Annotated in this window: 10 protein-coding genes; 8 read left to right on the top strand and 2 right to left on the bottom strand. The window is 50.0% G+C overall.

Going from position 1 to position 16536, the window contains the following annotated elements; all coding sequences use genetic code 11:
* Positions 1 to 70 precede the first annotated feature (70 nt).
* Positions 71 to 847 carry a type I methionyl aminopeptidase gene (gene map / locus ACN0YR_RS21300; protein ID WP_417851232.1) on the top strand — a complete coding sequence of 259 codons (777 nt, stop codon included), beginning with the start codon at positions 71 to 73 and terminating at the stop codon, positions 845 to 847.
* Positions 848 to 931: 84 nt separating this feature from the next.
* Here map and ACN0YR_RS21305 read toward each other — a convergent pair whose 3' ends face one another.
* Positions 932 to 1987, bottom strand: coding sequence for a sialidase family protein (locus tag ACN0YR_RS21305; RefSeq protein ID WP_417851233.1), 1056 nt, complete (start codon positions 1985 to 1987; stop codon positions 932 to 934).
* Between the two features lie 260 nt (positions 1988 to 2247).
* Between ACN0YR_RS21305 and ACN0YR_RS21310 the strand changes: the two genes are divergently transcribed.
* The gene (locus tag ACN0YR_RS21310) at positions 2248 to 5580 is read left to right on the top strand and encodes a LamG-like jellyroll fold domain-containing protein (protein ID WP_417851234.1); all 3333 of its coding nucleotides are present in this window, start codon (positions 2248 to 2250) and stop codon (positions 5578 to 5580) included.
* A 101-nt stretch (positions 5581 to 5681) separates the two neighbouring features.
* Here the strand turns inward: ACN0YR_RS21310 and ACN0YR_RS21315 are convergent, their stop codons facing one another.
* Positions 5682 to 6014, bottom strand: coding sequence for an FmdB family zinc ribbon protein (locus tag ACN0YR_RS21315; protein ID WP_145195760.1), 333 nt, complete (start codon positions 6012 to 6014; stop codon positions 5682 to 5684).
* 536 nt (positions 6015 to 6550) lie between these two features.
* On the opposite strand from ACN0YR_RS21315, the gene ACN0YR_RS21320 reads away from it, so the two are divergent.
* The 6 genes from ACN0YR_RS21320 (at position 6551) to ACN0YR_RS21345 (ending at position 16196) form a co-directional block, all read left to right on the top strand.
* A complete protein-coding gene (locus ACN0YR_RS21320; RefSeq protein WP_417851235.1) occupies positions 6551 to 8785 on the top strand; it encodes an NfeD family protein in 2235 nt (744 codons plus the stop codon).
* 508 nt (positions 8786 to 9293) lie between these two features.
* A complete protein-coding gene (locus ACN0YR_RS21325; protein ID WP_417851236.1) occupies positions 9294 to 10298 on the top strand; it encodes a DUF1559 domain-containing protein in 1005 nt (334 codons plus the stop codon).
* A 369-nt stretch (positions 10299 to 10667) separates the two neighbouring features.
* A complete protein-coding gene (locus ACN0YR_RS21330; RefSeq protein WP_417851237.1) occupies positions 10668 to 10841 on the top strand; it encodes a hypothetical protein in 174 nt (57 codons plus the stop codon).
* Between the two features lie 167 nt (positions 10842 to 11008).
* Entirely contained in the window at positions 11009 to 13126 is a 2118-nt protein-coding gene (locus ACN0YR_RS21335; RefSeq protein WP_417851238.1) for a hypothetical protein, read from the top strand.
* Positions 13127 to 13143: 17 nt separating this feature from the next.
* Entirely contained in the window at positions 13144 to 14313 is a 1170-nt protein-coding gene (locus ACN0YR_RS21340) for a multiheme c-type cytochrome (protein WP_417851239.1), read from the top strand.
* A gap of 332 nt (positions 14314 to 14645) precedes the next feature.
* Complete coding sequence (locus ACN0YR_RS21345; RefSeq protein WP_417851240.1) at positions 14646 to 16196, top strand: hypothetical protein; 1551 nt, start codon at positions 14646 to 14648, stop codon at positions 16194 to 16196.
* Positions 16197 to 16536: the final 340 nt, after the last annotated feature.

Raw genomic sequence — 16536 nt, forward strand, 5'->3', positions numbered from 1 at the left:
TGCGGTAATACTTTGAACACTTTAAACCCGGCTTCGGTCGGGTTTTTTATTGCACTGACTGAGGTCTATTTTGATCACTCTCAAAAGCAAACGTGAACTGGCGTTAATGAAAGAAGCTGGGCAGGTTGTTGCTCAAGCTCATCAGATTGTTCGAAGTATGATTGAACCGGGAGTCACCACCGGCGAAATCGATGCACAGGTTGAAGCCTTTTTTGAGAAGCATAACGCTGAGCCACTTTTCAAAGGTTATCCTGGAGAGGTCCCTTTTCCGGCAGTGACCTGTATGAGTGTGAACGAACAAATAGTTCATGGTATTCCCGGTAATTATGAACTGAAATCTGGTGATATTCTAAGTGTGGATACCGGGTGCCGTATTAACGGTTGGTGCGGGGATTCTGCCTGGACTTATGCTGTTGGAGATGTCACTCAGGAAACTCAGCGGCTTCTTGATGTCGGTGAGGAGATCCTCAACGTTGCGATTGAGCAAGCTGGCAAGCAGAAGAAGTGGTCGACCGTCGCAAAGAAGATGATGAAGATTGCCAAGGCCAACCGCTATTCTCTCGTGGAAAAATTTGTGGGGCACGGGATTGGTCGTGATATGCACGAACCTCCGCAAGTCCCCAATTACACGAAAAAAGAGCTTGAGTATGAGGACTTTGAGCTGCAACCGGGCTTGGTTCTGGCGATTGAACCGATGCTCAATCAAGGGACTCCCGATATTCGAGTCTTAAGCGACAAATGGACTGCTGTCACAAAAGACGGCAAGCTAAGTGTCCATTTTGAGCATACAGTCGCCATCACCGAGGATGGTCCCGTTCGACTGACCGGTCAGGATGGCGAAGCGTAACGCTTATTGAGAGAAGGTTTGTCGATGAACACGGGTTTCGATCATGTTCATTGATGTGTCTTGTCGACAGGGCTCATCTGTTGATTATTTCTGAGCGGTCTTGATGTCCGGGATTTTGACCTTGGCTAAATAGATGCTGGTTTTGCCTTCATGGGATGAGTAGTAGCTGACCCAGAGAATTCCTTCGTGCAGGACCATGCCGGCGTAACTGGTGTCTCCGCCGGATGGGAGTTCGAGGACTTCGGTGAGCGTCGCATTTTCTGGATCGAGCCAGGAAAGGGAGGTGCGAGCTCGTTTGTCGTAGAGTCTTGTGGTTGCCAGGATACGGCCATCTGGCAGTTGGATCATTTCTGGACCGCCGATGCGAGCATTGGTATCTCTAAAGGTCCAGTCTGTATATGGGGCTTTCGCAGTTCCGAGTTGAGCAAGTTTGTTTCCCGTTTCGTGCCGCAGCAGGCAAAGTGCGGTTCCGTCTTTCATGAAGAGAATTTTGTCTTCGCCGCAACCATTCGGTGCGGGAACTTTCTTGACCAGTGTCTCAAAAGTCTTTCCATCAGCGGATTTGTAAAGACGTAGTGTCCGTTGAGTCCGATCGCGGTTTGTGTTGTAGCCCATTGTGTATGCGTGATTATTGTGCCATTGAGTACGCCAGAGCCAGAAACCTGGGTCGCCGATTTCATGGCCTTCGTCCCATGTTTCTCCTCCGTCATCTGAGAACCAGCTCATGGAGTAGTAGCGGATTTCCTCGTCAGCAAGCATTCCGGCACCGTTGAGCATCAGGCGATTATCTGGTGTGACGGTCAGTTTGGCATCACGCAGGTCGTATCTCGGATGTGTGACGAGTGCGATCGATTTCCATTGTTTGCCATCTTTCGATGTGAGGACACGCAATGCTCCATCCGGGGAGACGTGTGCTTTGCCTTCACGAAAGACGCAGTACCATTGGTCGTTGTGTCGCAGTAGGTCGGTGAATGCATTATGCGGTGCTTTGTCCCAGATCTTTTGGACTTCCAGCAGGACCGGTCTGTTATTGGGGCCCGGTTTCTCCTCAGCACGTAGATGAGTGGAAGGTGCTAAGTTTGTGCAGTTTGTGAATGCGAAGATGAACAGGGCATGTATGAGCGATTGATGTAATTTCATTTTGTCACTCGTATTGTGTGAATCGTAAGTGGGCGGAATTCTGGGAGAGCGTTCAGGAGGAAGCCGACCACCTGAAATATCAGGTTTAGTTGATCAGAACTTGAATCGTGGATGAATCGGTGTTGCGATGCAAGTGCTCCAGCTGATGGGCTGGTTGACAGTTGGGACTTTCTTCTGGAGACTGAAGTTCGAATCAAGAGGGATGAATGCCTGGTGCACTCCGTGTGGAGTGTCAGGATTTGTAATTTGGGAAAGAGATCATGGCACATTTTCGGCTTGCAACTTCGAGGCTGGCTTCGGCATCCAAACTGTTTCTGTTGACGACTCTCTTGTGTGGAGGGCTTACTGCGAGAGTGGACGCACAAACTGATGCGGTGCAATGGTGGAAAGAGTACACCGGAAGTGAGGCGAACGGACCAGCAGTTTTAGGCTATTGGAAGTTTGATGGCGGCCAGGCGGGGTTTTTGAAGGATTCCTCTTCGCATGATCATCAAGCAACGCTGCGAGGTGCGAAGCTGAATGCTTCGGGGCGGTTTGGGGGATGTCTGGAAAGCTCCGCGGGTTATCCGATTGCGGATGAAAGTCACTCAATTCATGTGGCGAAGTCTCCGGTTTTGTCGCCACGTGGTGCGTTTACGATTGAGATGTGGATTCGTGGTAAGGATGCAGAAGCGTTTCCACCCGAGGTACGCCCGGTGTTGATGGACATGAAATATGTGTCGGGCAACCATACCGGGTTCCTGTTCTCGATGACGAACGAGAGTGGTGATGGGACTCGGCAGTTTTCGATGGCAATCGGTTTGGGGGAAAGCTCTCAGACGTGGTATTCACATCCGTTTCGATTGAAGAAAGATGCGTGGCAGCATGTCGCGTTGACATACGACGCTGCCGGGACGCTGGCTTTTTATCTGGATGGCTCGGAACTGAGTCGTTCTACAGTTGAAGGTGCGGGGGCGATGGCTCCGGCGACGCGGCAGCTTTCAATCGGTGATCGTAGCGGCTCTTTGTATAACGGGTTCCCCGGCTTCATCGATGGGGTCCGGATGACGCAAGGTGTGCGGGAGTTTCGACCGATTCGGTTTGAGTCAACAACTGGCCGATTTGTCGCTGTCAGAATGAGCCCGCAGGCGAAGGTGAGCGGAGAACTCATTAATCAGATGGGGCAGCCTCTCACTTCTGGAAGTGTCACTGCAACTCTTCCGGGGGGAGATGCTCAGAAGTTGCAGTTGAAAGAGGTTCCTAAGTCCGGAACTCAAACGATTGAGTTTCCCGTTGACTCCTCTCTTCATCCCGGAGAGTACGAAGTTGAGTTGGTCGTCGATTTACCAAAATGGGGTGACGCCGGAGAAGGGTTTCAATCGAAAATGAAATTCCCTTTCGTGATCACTCCTCGTCCGCTTCCGGAACGAATGCCGGTTGTGATGTGGGGAGTTGGTGGAACTGACAATGTGATCGAACAAATTCCAACACTGAAGGAGTTGGGTTTCACTCATTGCATCGGTTTACGAGTCGATTACCAACGCGTTTGGGATGAAGGAGATAAAGCGACGGCAATGTCTCCAGACCAAATTCTCAACGGGCGAAAGATGCTCAACGCAGCTTTGGAGAACGACGTGCAAATCGTGGCTTCGCTCTCTCCAGGAAGTTGGCTGCGGAAAGCCTCTGTTGGGAAACCGTTCTTGAGAATCGATCGGAACGGAAAGCATTACGATCGAGAAGATGTCAGTGGAGTCTTTCCACAGATTCAGGACTTTTGTTTCAACACGGGAGCCGCGGTCGGAAAAGCTTATGGCGATCATCCCGCTTTTGATGCGGCATTGTTGCATACCGAGGTTCGTGGTGAATCTCAGGTTTCATTTCATCCACAAGAAATTGCAGCGTATCGTGAAGCGACAGGAGCTGAAATTCCAGCGGAAGTCGTCATTAAAAATGGAGTTCAGTATCAGAAGCTGAAAGACTTCCCGAAGGATCGAGTCATCGCGGATGATCATCCCATTTTAAAATTCTATCAGTGGTTCTGGCAAAAGGGAGACAACTGGAACGATCTCAACACTCGTTTGCACAATGGGCTCAAACAGAATGTGAGCAACAAAGACTTCTGGACATTTTACGATCCGGCTGTTCGCGTTCCTAGTATTAGTGGGAGTGGTGGAGAAGCGGATATCCTTTCGCACTGGACATACAGCTATCCCGATCCGATTCGAATCGGACTCTGTGCTGATGAATTGTTCGAAATGGCCAGAGCAAATGGACATGAGCAAGACGTCATGAAAATGACGCAGCTGATCTGGTATCGATCGCAAACTGCACCGATTCAAAAAAACGCAACTGGAGAGACATCCCCGTGGGTTGATCAAGATCCGGATGCGGCCTACATCACAATCGCCCCTATGCACTTGCGTGAAGCCTTCTGGTGGAAGATGGCTCGGCCGATCAAGGGGATCATGTATCATGGCTGGCAATCGCTGGTCGAAATGGAGTCTCCGGGAGCGTATCGATACACGAATCCTAACACGAAGTATGAGCTCAAGCGGTTAGTCAATGAGGTCGTAGTTCCGTTGGGTCCAACGTTTAAGCAAATTCCTGATGCCAATGCAGATGTGGTGTTTCTGGAAAGCTTCACGTCGCAAATGTTTGCTCGGCGGGGGACGTATGGTTGGAACCGAGGGTGGGCTGGGGACATGTATCACGTCCTGATGTATGCACAACTTCAACCGCGAGTCATGTATGAAGAGTCGCTCTTGAAGGGTGGCCTGGACGGCGCCAAGGTGCTGGTGCTGGCGGACTGCGATGTCCTGACTGATTCTGCTGTGAAAGCGATTCAGAAATTTCAGGCTTCGGGAGGACTGGTCATTGGTGATGCTGAAGTCTGTCCAGCGATTCAGAGAGATTACACAATCACGCGGTTCGGTCGAACAAACAAAGCGGATGTAGATCGAGCTAAGATCCAAGAGGTAGCGACAGATCTTCACAAGTGGTTGGAAGGGAAGTATTCGTTTGCTGTCGAGTCCACAAATCATGATGTGGTGACGCGGCGAAGGACAGCAGGGACGACTGATTACATTTTCGCTGTGAATGATCGTCGTGAGTTCGGCAGTTATGTTGGACCATTTGGAATGGTGATGGAAAATGGATTGCCATCTAAGACCGACCTACTTCTGAACCGGAAGCAGGGCTACCTTTACGATCTTGTGAATGGTGTTGAAGTCACAGCGATGAAAAGGGATCAGGGGCTCAGCTTGCCTGTCAGCCTTGGTCCGTGTGAGGGGCGGGTTTATATGGTGACTGAGCGTCCGATTCGTGATGTGAAGGTCGCTGTTGCAGAGTCAGCAAAGCGGGGGAGCAAGGTGACGCTCAAGATCGGCGTCACGGATGGGGAAACTCCTGTAGATGCAGTCGTCCCGCTGCATGTTCGAATCGTCAATCCTGAAGGGATCGAAGCAGAGTTTACCGGGTATTACGGAGCAGCAAACGGAATGTGTTCCATAGAGATTGATCTCGCCTCGAACGACCAGATTGGAGTCTGGGAGATTCAGGCAAAAGAACTCGCATCGGGAAAATCGTCAGCCGGTTATCTTCGTGTGACTGAGTGATCCCGGATGATCGAAAACTGTTTCGCCGGGCACTGGTGGTGTCCGGCGTCTCAGAGTTGCACGGCCTGAAATGCAGCAGGGTCTGAAGCTGAAGATGAATCTCAATCGAGGTGTTTCAGATCGTTCGACTTGATGGGCGCGTCGGCAGAGATTGTGCGCGGTCCTTTTCCAGCTGTCTTTTCGTAAGTACCGTCACCTGCTTTGACGTACTTGGTGAAGCCCATTTTCTCCAGCTTCTTGTTGTCGTTCGTGCTTTTGTGCATTGCAGACTCAGACCAAGTTCCGCCGATGAAGGGGGGCTGAATCACTCGGCGCACAGGTTCACCGGTTTCAGGGTGCTCGGTGAGAGCCTCAGCTGAAATTGGCTGAATCAGCTCAAAGACCTCGCCACCTGAGCCGTCTTCGTTGATGACTTCGTAAACATAAGTTGGCATGTCGTCCGGCCAGTCAAAAGAGGGGATCTGTCTATAATATTATTGCGTGAATCAAGAACTTGAATAGTTAAAATACCTCACAGAGGCAGGAAAATCATGCATGAGTCGGCAATCTCTCTGGAATTGTTTCATGATTTCATGCCGTCGTTCAGTTTAGAACACTTTCGTGTTCCTTGTGCCCATGGAGAGTGCTTTTATGTGGAAAATTACACATCTCCACGAGGCAGTACGCTAAAACGAATATTGAATTCCTCGGGGGGAAAAGGCAGGGCTTGTCGTATGTCCACTCTCTTATTCTGGTATTCTGGCTGATTGGAGGCTTGGAACGTCATTTTTGAGAGTGAGGAGATGAAAGTTACTGATTGGATTGATCCAGTTCGCTCGGTAAATCGTTCGAGAATATGGGAACGATTTGACCCATTTTTTCGAATCGTCCTATAATCAATAGGAACATCTATACTTGCGCCTGAATTGTGCATCGTATCTTTGTTAAAATCCGTCACTGTGAATCATTCCCCACTTCAGGGTCGTTTCGAATGTCATTTTCGTTTTCGTCATCCCGGTTCTCTCGAGTGGCACCATTCTTCGCTCGAGTCACGCTGCTCAGCGCAATGTTGCTGGTTGGTTTGAGTGCAATCGAGGAACTCTCTGCCCAGGAACAAGAAGTGACACCCGTGGGGCGATTGATCCCGCTGGAAAGCCCGTTAAGCGACGAGGCGCTTGGGCTTGTCCGCCGAACGGCATTGGAACTTCAAAGCATTGCAGAAACAGAAGATCGAAAAACCTACTTGTTTCTGGAAATCAAACCGGGCATCACAGAGTTTCACAATGCTTTTGCGATGGCAGAATTTCTGACAGCTTCAGCGATTCAGAATGTGACAACAGTCGCCTGGGTTTCGGAAACAGTTACCGGTAACAACGCTCTGGTTGCGTTGGCGTGTAAAGAAATTGTGATGTCGCCGAAGGCAAAACTGGGTGACTTAGGGCGAGGGAAAGCGGTCGCTGAGGATCGGCAGGGAATTGTGTTGGCGATTGTTGCGAAGCGACGGAATGCGCGCGTCACCACTCCGCTGGCAAAGGCGATGCTTGACCCGGCAGTTTCGTTGGTCAATGTGACAATCGAAACCGAAAACGGTGAGCGGGAAACACGACTTGCGACAGCGGACGAAGCGTCAGCGCTGCTTGATTCCGGAGCTGTCATTCAAAAGAAAACAACAATTAAAGAGCCCGGGACTCCAGGAATTTTCTCTGGAGAAGATGCACAACGATATCAGATGCTGGCGACTCAAATCGCCAACACTCGAAACGAAGTCGCAGACGCATTTCAGCTTCCGGTCGAATCCCTCCGGGAACTCTCTGCTCCCGATGCCGAAACGAACGTTGCCTATATTCAGTTACACGATGAGATCGATCGTGTGTTTCATTCGTTTGCTCTTTCGCAAATTGACCGCGCAGTTGCTCAAGGTGCGAAGACCATCATCTTCGAAGTCGATACTCCCGGCGGACTGCTGGATGTCTGCATAGATTTGTCTTCCCGGATCATTCGGCTCAACGAATCAGGAATCCGGACGATTGCATACATCCCGAATCAAGCGATCAGCGGGGGGGCGATTATTTCGGTAGCATGCTCAGAAATCTACATGCAGCCAGATGCCAAAATCGGTGATGCCATGCCGATCAGCCTGACAATCGGCGGCGGGTTTGTGCATGCCGATCCCAAAATTTTGAGTGTCCTTCTGGAACACATGCGGATGCTTGCTGAGAAAACGGGGCGACCAACTGTTTTGGTCGAGGGGTTCTGTGACGCCAAGCTGGAAGCGTTCGAAGTTACGAATAAAACGAGCGGGCGAAAATGGTTCATGTCCGAAGATGAAATTCATAAATCCAACGGTGAATGGATCAAAGGGCCACGTGTTCCCGAGTCGCGTCCCGAGGTGGCAGTCTTTGTGAATGGGCGACGTGCACATGAATTGAAACTGGCTTCTGCACCTGTCGAAAATGTTGAAGAACTTAAAGAGCGGCTTGGGATTCCCTTGAGTATGGAATTTCAGGTTACGGAACGGTCCTGGGTCGATTCTCTGGTCTTTTGGCTCAACAACGAATGGGTCACCGGGATGCTCTTCTTTCTGGCGATTGTCTGCATTTACATCGAAATGGCGACGATGACCGGGTTCTTTGGAATTCTCGCAGCTTCAGCGTTTGGTGTCTTCTTCTGGAGTCGGATGCTTGGAGGAACGGCATCGACTCTGGAGCTTTCCATGTTTGTGCTTGGCCTCGGTTGTCTGGCGATGGAGGTGTTTGTTATCCCCGGGTTTGGAGTCTTCGGCGTCTCGGGAATCCTGATGATTGTCGGGTCGCTGGTGATGGCAAGTATGACCTTCAGCGGGTTCGGGGTGCAGTACGATATGGAGCGCGTTGTTGTCTCCTTTGCTCCATTTGCAGCCTCATTAGTCGGGGTGATTGTCTTTGCGAGTTTTCTAGGTAAGTACTTACCTCATATCCCTGTGCTCAATAGCATGATTCTCACTCCCCCTAATGTCGTCCCCGAAGACGATGAGCCACGACTCCGAGCTACGAGTCGTCTGGCAACTTCAGAACTCGTCGGCTCTGTGGGGGCGGCCGTCTCGGATTTGCGTCCTGCAGGGAAGGCTCGAATTGACGGGCGTTTATATGACGTGGTTAGTGATGGTCCCTATATTCAGTACGACTGCGATGTAGAGGTCGTTAAAGTGCAGGGGAACCGAATTGTCGTTCGTGAAAAAACGGTCTGATGAGGTAAAACGCTACACTTTTCGTCTGGGGCTCTTTTAAATTCAGCTTGCCGTTGTCAGTTGAGATGGGTATTTGAAATGCTATCCGCTGAAGATGAGAATTTTGTGAAAATTCGATGAATTCCCTATCAATTTTTTAAGATGGATACCTTAGACTTAGGGGAACCGCATTGATTGCGCACTCGGTTCTCTGCCGAGTTGGTGATGAAGTATCCATTCGGTTAATTGTTGTTCAGCATGAGTTGCCAGGTGGACGTTAATTTTTTACGAAGCCACCTCTTCGAACCATGCGAACAGCAACACTTCATTCTGATCAAAATTTTTGCGAAGAGAAACGGATCTCTTGAATCTTCTCAGACAGAGTTTCTGAAACGCTAATTAAATTTCGGAAGCTATTGTTTCTCCACTAAATGTGCGGTGCTACCAGTACATATAGAGTTTTGAGTTCTACGAGTTCGTTTTAGCGATAAGATTGCTATTTCATTCCTTTTTATGGTACGGAGAATTGATGATGGTTTTGTCAAATTTTAGAAAGCGTAAAGGATTTACGCTGATCGAATTGTTGGTCGTGATTGCGATTATCGCGATTCTTGTGGCCCTTTTGCTGCCTGCAGTGCAGCAAGCACGTGAAGCGGCACGTCGAACGCAATGTAAAAACAACCTCAAGCAAATTGGGTTGGCTCTTCACAACTATCACGACATCTACAACACTTTTCCGCCAGGGCGGACCCGTAACACATACTCGGGAATTACAGACGCATGGTATACCGGAAACATTGCGTGGTTGCCTCGTTTGCTTCCGCAAATGGATCAGGCTCCACTCTACAACACAATTGACTGGAACCTTGGTCAAGGGTCGAGTAGTACCGATGGTGATGATGGCGTAAACGGAACGAATCCAACCGGAGCTCGCCGGCAAATCATCCCAGCGTTTCGTTGTCCGACAGATCCCGGAAACGGTTCAATCACATGGACCACACCGGCAGGAGTCCGCGTGTCGGGAGCGCCTTCAAACTCTGGGTACGCATCAGGGAATTACGTGGGCAACGTCGGTCGAACAACCCGGCTGACCACAAATACACCGGGAGTCTTTGGACAGAACTCACAAATGCGTTTCCGGGATGTGACTGACGGGACATCAAACGTTTTGGCTGTTTCAGAATGTGTGATCGGATTCTATCGAGAAAGCACAAACGATAGTGGAAACAACACCGATTGTGTGCCAGGAAGTAGAGATACGGATTCGAATCGGCAGGCGGGGAATTCATGGTTCTATTCCTACTTCCCACAATCCGCGTTTTTCAATACGTATGTTGGACCGAACAACAAGAAGTCTGTCGATTGCGGAGTGAACTCGGACCGAGTCGATGCCGCAGCAAGAAGTTTGCATGTCGGAGGCGTTCAAGCTGTTCTGTGTGATGGAAGCGTTAAATTCATTAGTGAAAATATTGATTTGACAACCTGGAATAATCTGGGCAACAAATCAGACGGAAATGTTCTGGGCGAGTTCTAGAGCATCTTTCGAATTGGTTTGCAGGATCTGCCTCGTAACGTGTCATCGATAAGTTGTGAAAGTGGTCTTCATAGAGAGGGCCAGCCACGACAAACATTATAAATGCACTCGTTACGAACATCTCGACATCTTCCGATTCAGGAAATTCGATTAGATAACTGGCCCTTGAAATTCTTTTGATTTTGAGGGCCAGTTTCAATCTCAGGTTCGATTCGAGAAGTGGCCTGAGTCGTCGATCGAACTGGTCGACTCTGTTCTACTGATTTGGTGAACTCCAAGACTTGAAAAAAAGAATCTTCTCAAGCACACTGATATCAATCCTGGCTTTTTTCGAGTTCCCTCCCCCCCTAAAATACAAAGAGTAGATTTATGATTCTTAAGCGTGCGTTCTTGTTAATGTTTTTCTCACTCGTCATGACCCTGACGGTTGGTTGCGGTGGAAACGTGAGTGAAGGAGTCGCAGATGGAGAAGGCGATCCAGAAACTGAATTGACTGCAGAGGAAGTGGCTGGCGAAGAAGCGTCACACCGGGGATCGCAGTAGTAGTGTCCCCAGAGGTTCCCAGGCCGTCAGCTGAGACACGCTCGAACAACCTCTTCATTTGGTTGACTGGAGTGATGTTTTTGGTCGTCCAAAGACCTCTCTATTCTCACAGTCTTTGGTGGAATTTATCCCGTGGGCGCGAAGTCGCACACGGGATTTTTTCGCCTGTGAAAGAGTTGCTCACGCTGGAGAGAGCCTTTGAGGCTGACTGGTGTAGTGGCCTCCCGTTTTATCTCTGTTGGTCCACGGGCGGAATTCACTTTCTTGCCGCCATCCCGCTTTTGGCCTCGACTTTTCTCCTTGTCTTCCTTGGCAAAAAACTCTTTGCAGCGAATGGAACATGGGCAGTCGCTCTCATACTTCCATTGTTTCTTTGGTCCGTTCGCGGAGATCTTCAACCCGTCCCCGGACTGATTGATCTCTTAGGATTGGTTGTTCTCTGGCAAGTTCTTTCCGCGCAGGTCTCCAAGCGGCAGTTGATATTTTCAGTCTTGCTTCTGTTCGCCGTTTGGTCAAATTTCGCACCGCGTCCAGGTTGGGGCTTGTTGTGGTTACTGCTCACTGTTGGCTTTCAGCAGAGAGCGGACAAAGCGACCAAGAAGAAAGAAAACAAGCGTTCGAAGGTTGCTGAAAAGTCGAACACGCACTTCATGCAATCCAGATTGGCAGTCGTGGTGGCTGCTTTGATTGGTGGGAGCTGCAATCCACGGGGGATTCTTTCGTGGCGAGATTCTTTTGTCTTGATGATGCCGTCGACCTTTGTGCCTGCTGAATTCAGATTAGAGCAGTCGTGGTCGGGCGCGTTCAATTTTAAGAACTGGTCCGTTGAAGAAACTGCATTTCTGTTGTTGTTCTTGTTGAGCGTGGGACTTGTCGTTCGTGCGGTGTGGCTGTCTCGAAGAGCCCAAGCGAGTATGGAGAGTAAGTCGAAAGCAGAGGGAGAGATTGCTCGCGGTCAAAGTCGAAATCAGAATCTCGCATTGATCTCTCTGTTCAGTCTCCCGCTATTGGGATGTTTGTTGGCGAAAGCAAATCTTCCGATTTGCAGTCTCTGGTTAGTGCTGACAGTCCTTTGGTTTTCCGACCAAGCTGTTCCGAGTGATAAGACACCAAGAAAGCACGTTCGAAGTTGGAGGCTGACCTCCGTTGCAGCGATTATTTTCGGCATTGCTCTTGTCGATGCCACGGGAATGAGCAGCTTGTCGACGCGACGACTGGGGTGGGGGATTGATTCGGAGATTGACGTTCGCTTACTGAATCTTCCTCAGTTCGACCCTGATGGCGAGCAGCACATTGGTTGGTCGCCTGATACTCAGTCGGTCGGTGCCGCTTTGTGGATTGATGAGGGGATGAAGTTTGTTGATGTCCCTCAGCGAGCACTTCTAGGAGGTCGATTGCGACAACACTCTCAACAGCTCGACGATTTGAGAGGGGCACACCGAGCCAGCTATTTTCGAGACGATGGGTCTCAGGGAGGCTGGGTTCGGAAGTTCAGTGAATGGAACGTTGACCTGCTTATTCTTCCAGTTGAATTCGAAACAATTCACCGCGAGTTGATGAAGTCTCCATGGCGTCCGTTGGATATGGACTCACCCGCAGTGCCGTATGGATCGGCGGCGGACTCAAAAATTTCACGGCTGGCATTGGAAGTGATACAACAACAGGGGTTTGTTGAATTCGGTCCGTGGCAGCCTTCAGTCGAAAATTATAGCGGGCATGGTTGGCGATTTGATTTTATCGAATTTCTCGGCGGTGGGACCGATCCGGCAGCTGCTGTGCGTCAATCACAATTGTTTCGCACAATGGACATCCCTGTCGCTGCGTTGCGAGCACTCGTTCCAGTACGAACAGGGAAGGTTCACGGTCCTCTCGCTCAGGAGCTTGGTCTCTGTCAGCGTGATCTGGCATATCAGGAGTGGACAACTTTTGGGAAAGCGAGCGTTTTTCGTCGACTTGTCTTGAAGGAGTTCCCAAGTGGTTCAACTGGTTCAAGCTCCGCAACTCCTCTCTGGGGGGAATTGACACCTGATGAAATTGAGACACCAGAAGTTTGGGAGGAGTGCATTCAGCTGTACTTGCGCGGCGATCTTCATGGAGCAATTCAAACTCTCCCCGGAGAAACTTCGCAACAGTGTTTCGCATCGGCTATGCTTTGGCTTGAGCTAGGCGAAACCGTATCTGCGGTTCAGGAGTTAGAAAAACTTCTCAAGCTGAATCCGGATCGACCGATGCAGATTGCGGCAAAGTACTGGCAAGAGCAAATTCAACAGTTCAGCGAGTTTTGAGTTGGACCTTTTTCTCAATGCAGAATGATTCAGAAAAACGACTGAAAAGTGACAGTGTGCTGTGGCTGCTCCCGATGCTCATTCTAGTCGGTGGACTCGCTTCGCTCGCAGTTTCTCGGACTCATTCTTCCGAGGAACGACCGCGTCCAGTTGTGCTGAGCTCACAGCCGCGTGTTTCTCAAGAACGCTGCGCCGAATGCCATTCTGATATCACGGATGAATTTCATTTGGCTCCTCATTCGCGAACTTTAAAACGTGTTCCACCGGACGAGTTCATTGAGAAGTTTGCCGGCAGATCCGTCAAGCTGCAGGGGACGGGTGTCGAAATGGAGTATCGTGTTGAGAATGATCAGCTCACTGTTTCTTCATCAGCTTACTCTCGTGAATTGCCGATCGAATGGATCTTCGGTTCCGGAACGCATGCGTGTACTCCATTAATCACCTGGACCGATGCGCATGGGAAGACAACATCCCTGGAGCACAGCGTGAGCTGGTATCCCGATGGGAAACTCGCCAGAACTCTCGGTATGGAAGAACTCAAAGAGACTGAAGGTTTACTTGCACTCGGAGTTCCACGGACTCCGGCACAGACTGTGAATTGCTTCGGCTGCCATGCGACGCATGTCCCTGTCCATCAGGGGAAAATCGACTTTGACGGAATCGAACCGGGAATCGGGTGTGTACGCTGTCACAAAGGGACTGTTGAGCATGTTCGAAATATGGATGAAGGATTTGCTGCGACGATTGAACGTTTCTCTCAACTGAGTCCGCGTGAGGCTGTTGATCGTTGCGGCGAGTGCCATCGTCGAGCAGATGAACTTGATGGTGAAATTCGCCCGGACGACAAAACTCTCCCCAGATTTGCGTCGGTCGGCCTTGTTCAGAGTCCCTGTTTCAAACAGCAGGCAGGGATGAAGCTGCCTTCCGGGAAGCCAGCTCGTTTGGACTGCACAACCTGTCACGATCCTCATCGTCCGGCGATACATGACTGGAAAGTGCATACGGCTGTCTGTCTCGACTGTCATCATTCAGGCAATGAGGCTGCCCACGATTGCCCACGTGCAGCCCGTGATTCAAACTGCTTAAAGTGTCACATGCCGAAGGTCCCGGCGAACGATCATCTGGAGTTCACCGACCACTGGATCCGTATTCAAGAGAATTTCGATTCAGACTCTGTAGACGATTAGAGCACTCTCGTGTTTCACGTGTCCGTGAAGAGTGCTTTTAAGAAGAGTGCTTTTTAAATGATAAATCGCTCATGCCTGCGAGTCAGTCCGCGTACATGATTTCAAAACTGTTAGCGCATTTTTAAATTCGTTTTCTTGTCAATGTTTGCCGTGCTCTGTTGAGTCTGAATTCACAGAAGCTTTGTAGTCGTCTGCAGGCACAGGAAGCTTGGTGGAACTGCTCATTTCTTTCGGTCCATTGTTCTCGCATGTTGTCGCGTCGTACACTTTTTCTTCTAAGAGTAGAACTGTAGGACGAGAACCATCTGGATTGGGAAGAGGGGTAGGGATCGATGCGATGTTGTCAGAAGAGTTTTGTACTGTGGAGTATTGGCTTGTTGGGACTGCTGGTTGAAAGTGGGCTTCACGCCAGATTGCTGAGTGCTGACGATGTCGTTGATGTGGGGGCTCGACGAGAACTGTTTATTGATGATGCACTGATTGGCAGCATGGCGCAAACCCGGCGACACTTGCATCATCCTGTTCCAAGAAAGATTGCCATCACTCATGATGCTCCATGGGAAGGGGCGGGGTGTGGATATCATACAATCATTCAGGATGGAGACCTTTATCGGCTGTACTACCGTGGCTCAGCTTTAGGTGTCGAGGATGGTAAATTGCGATTCGGGAAGCAGGTCTACTGTTACGCTGAAAGTCGCGACGGATTTCACTTTACAAAACCGAATCTGGGGATCGTGGAATACGACGGGTCGAAAGAGAACAATATTTTCTGGGATAAGGTTGGAGTCCACAACTTTGCTCCGTTTCTGGACACCAATCCTGAGTGTCCTCCAGAGGCTCGGTTTAAAGCCTTAGGCGGGACAGCGAGTGAAGGTGGGCTGTTTGCATTTCAGTCAGCGGATGGAATCCACTGGTCGCTGATGCAAAAGGAACCGGTCGTGACTGAAGGGGCGTTCGATTCTCAAAACCTGGCTTTCTGGGATTCCTCTGCAAAGAAATATCGTGCCTATTTTCGTACGTTTACTGAAGGTGTGACAACAGGCAAAGTCTGGAAACCAGCGGGCTTTCGCGCAATTCGAACTGCGTCATCAGCAGATTTTCTCTCATGGGGGGACAACGCCGATTTGACGTACAAAGACTCACCTGTTGAGCATCTCTACACGAATCAGGTTGGCCCTTATTTTCGTGCTCCACATCTTCTGATCGGATTTCCGACTCGCTACATCGAACGTGGATGGTCCGACTCGATGCGCGCGTTGCCTCAACGGGAGGAGCGAGAAAATCGATCGAAGGCACACCTCAGGTATGGGACTTCACTGACCGAAGGACTCTTGATGGCGAGTCGGGATGGCGTTCATTTTGAACGTTGGAATGAAGCATTCTTGAGGCCCGGAACCGAGCGGCCGGATACTTGGCTTTACGGTCATCAATACATCGCCTGGCATGCAGTTGAGACGAAGTCATCTTTGCCGGGGGCAGCGAACGAAATTTCGATCTATGCGCCAGAGGGATCATGGATCGGGAAGAGTAATTCGCTGCGGCGCTATACACTTCGTCTCGATGGGTTTGTTTCCATTAACGCGCCCTGGGAAGGTGGAGAAATGATCACGAAGCCCATTCGCTTTCAAGGAGAGAACTTGGAGCTGAACTTTGCAACATCAGCGGCCGGTGGGATTCGTGTTGAAATTCAATCTGACAGCGGAACTCCTGTTCCCGGATTCACGTTGGCTGAAAGTGAAGAACTCTTCGGAGATTCGGTCAATCGCACGGTGACATGGAATTCGGAGAGCGACGTGAGCAAACTCTCAGGTCAGGCCATTAAGTTGCGATTTGTCATGAAAGATGCCGATCTCTATTCATTTCGATTTTCTGATGCGAAGTGAATCTCAATCGTTTCGCGAGGCTGCATCTCTCACTTTGACGTCATTTCGTGAAAGTTCGTCACTCAGCCTGTTGACGCCGTGGCAGGAAGAGGGAGAATGTTTAGAACTGATCCTGAAACTTGAAATTGCTTTCTCAAACGTTGAGGAAAGCGACTGTTCCAGAGGTTTTCGGACTGGTTCTAGAGCAGTTTGCTCTACCGTGTGCCCGTGAAGAACGCATTTCTCTAGCAAAAATGCTGTTCGCCACGAGGCAGATCCTGCAAACCAATTCGAAAGATGCTCTAGAGCATCTTTCTTTTAGTTTTTCAGTAGATTTGAGGTGATTGGTGATTTAGTCTAT

This window comes from Thalassoglobus sp. (assembly GCF_048270125.1).
Classification (GTDB): domain Bacteria; phylum Planctomycetota; class Planctomycetia; order Planctomycetales; family Planctomycetaceae; genus Thalassoglobus.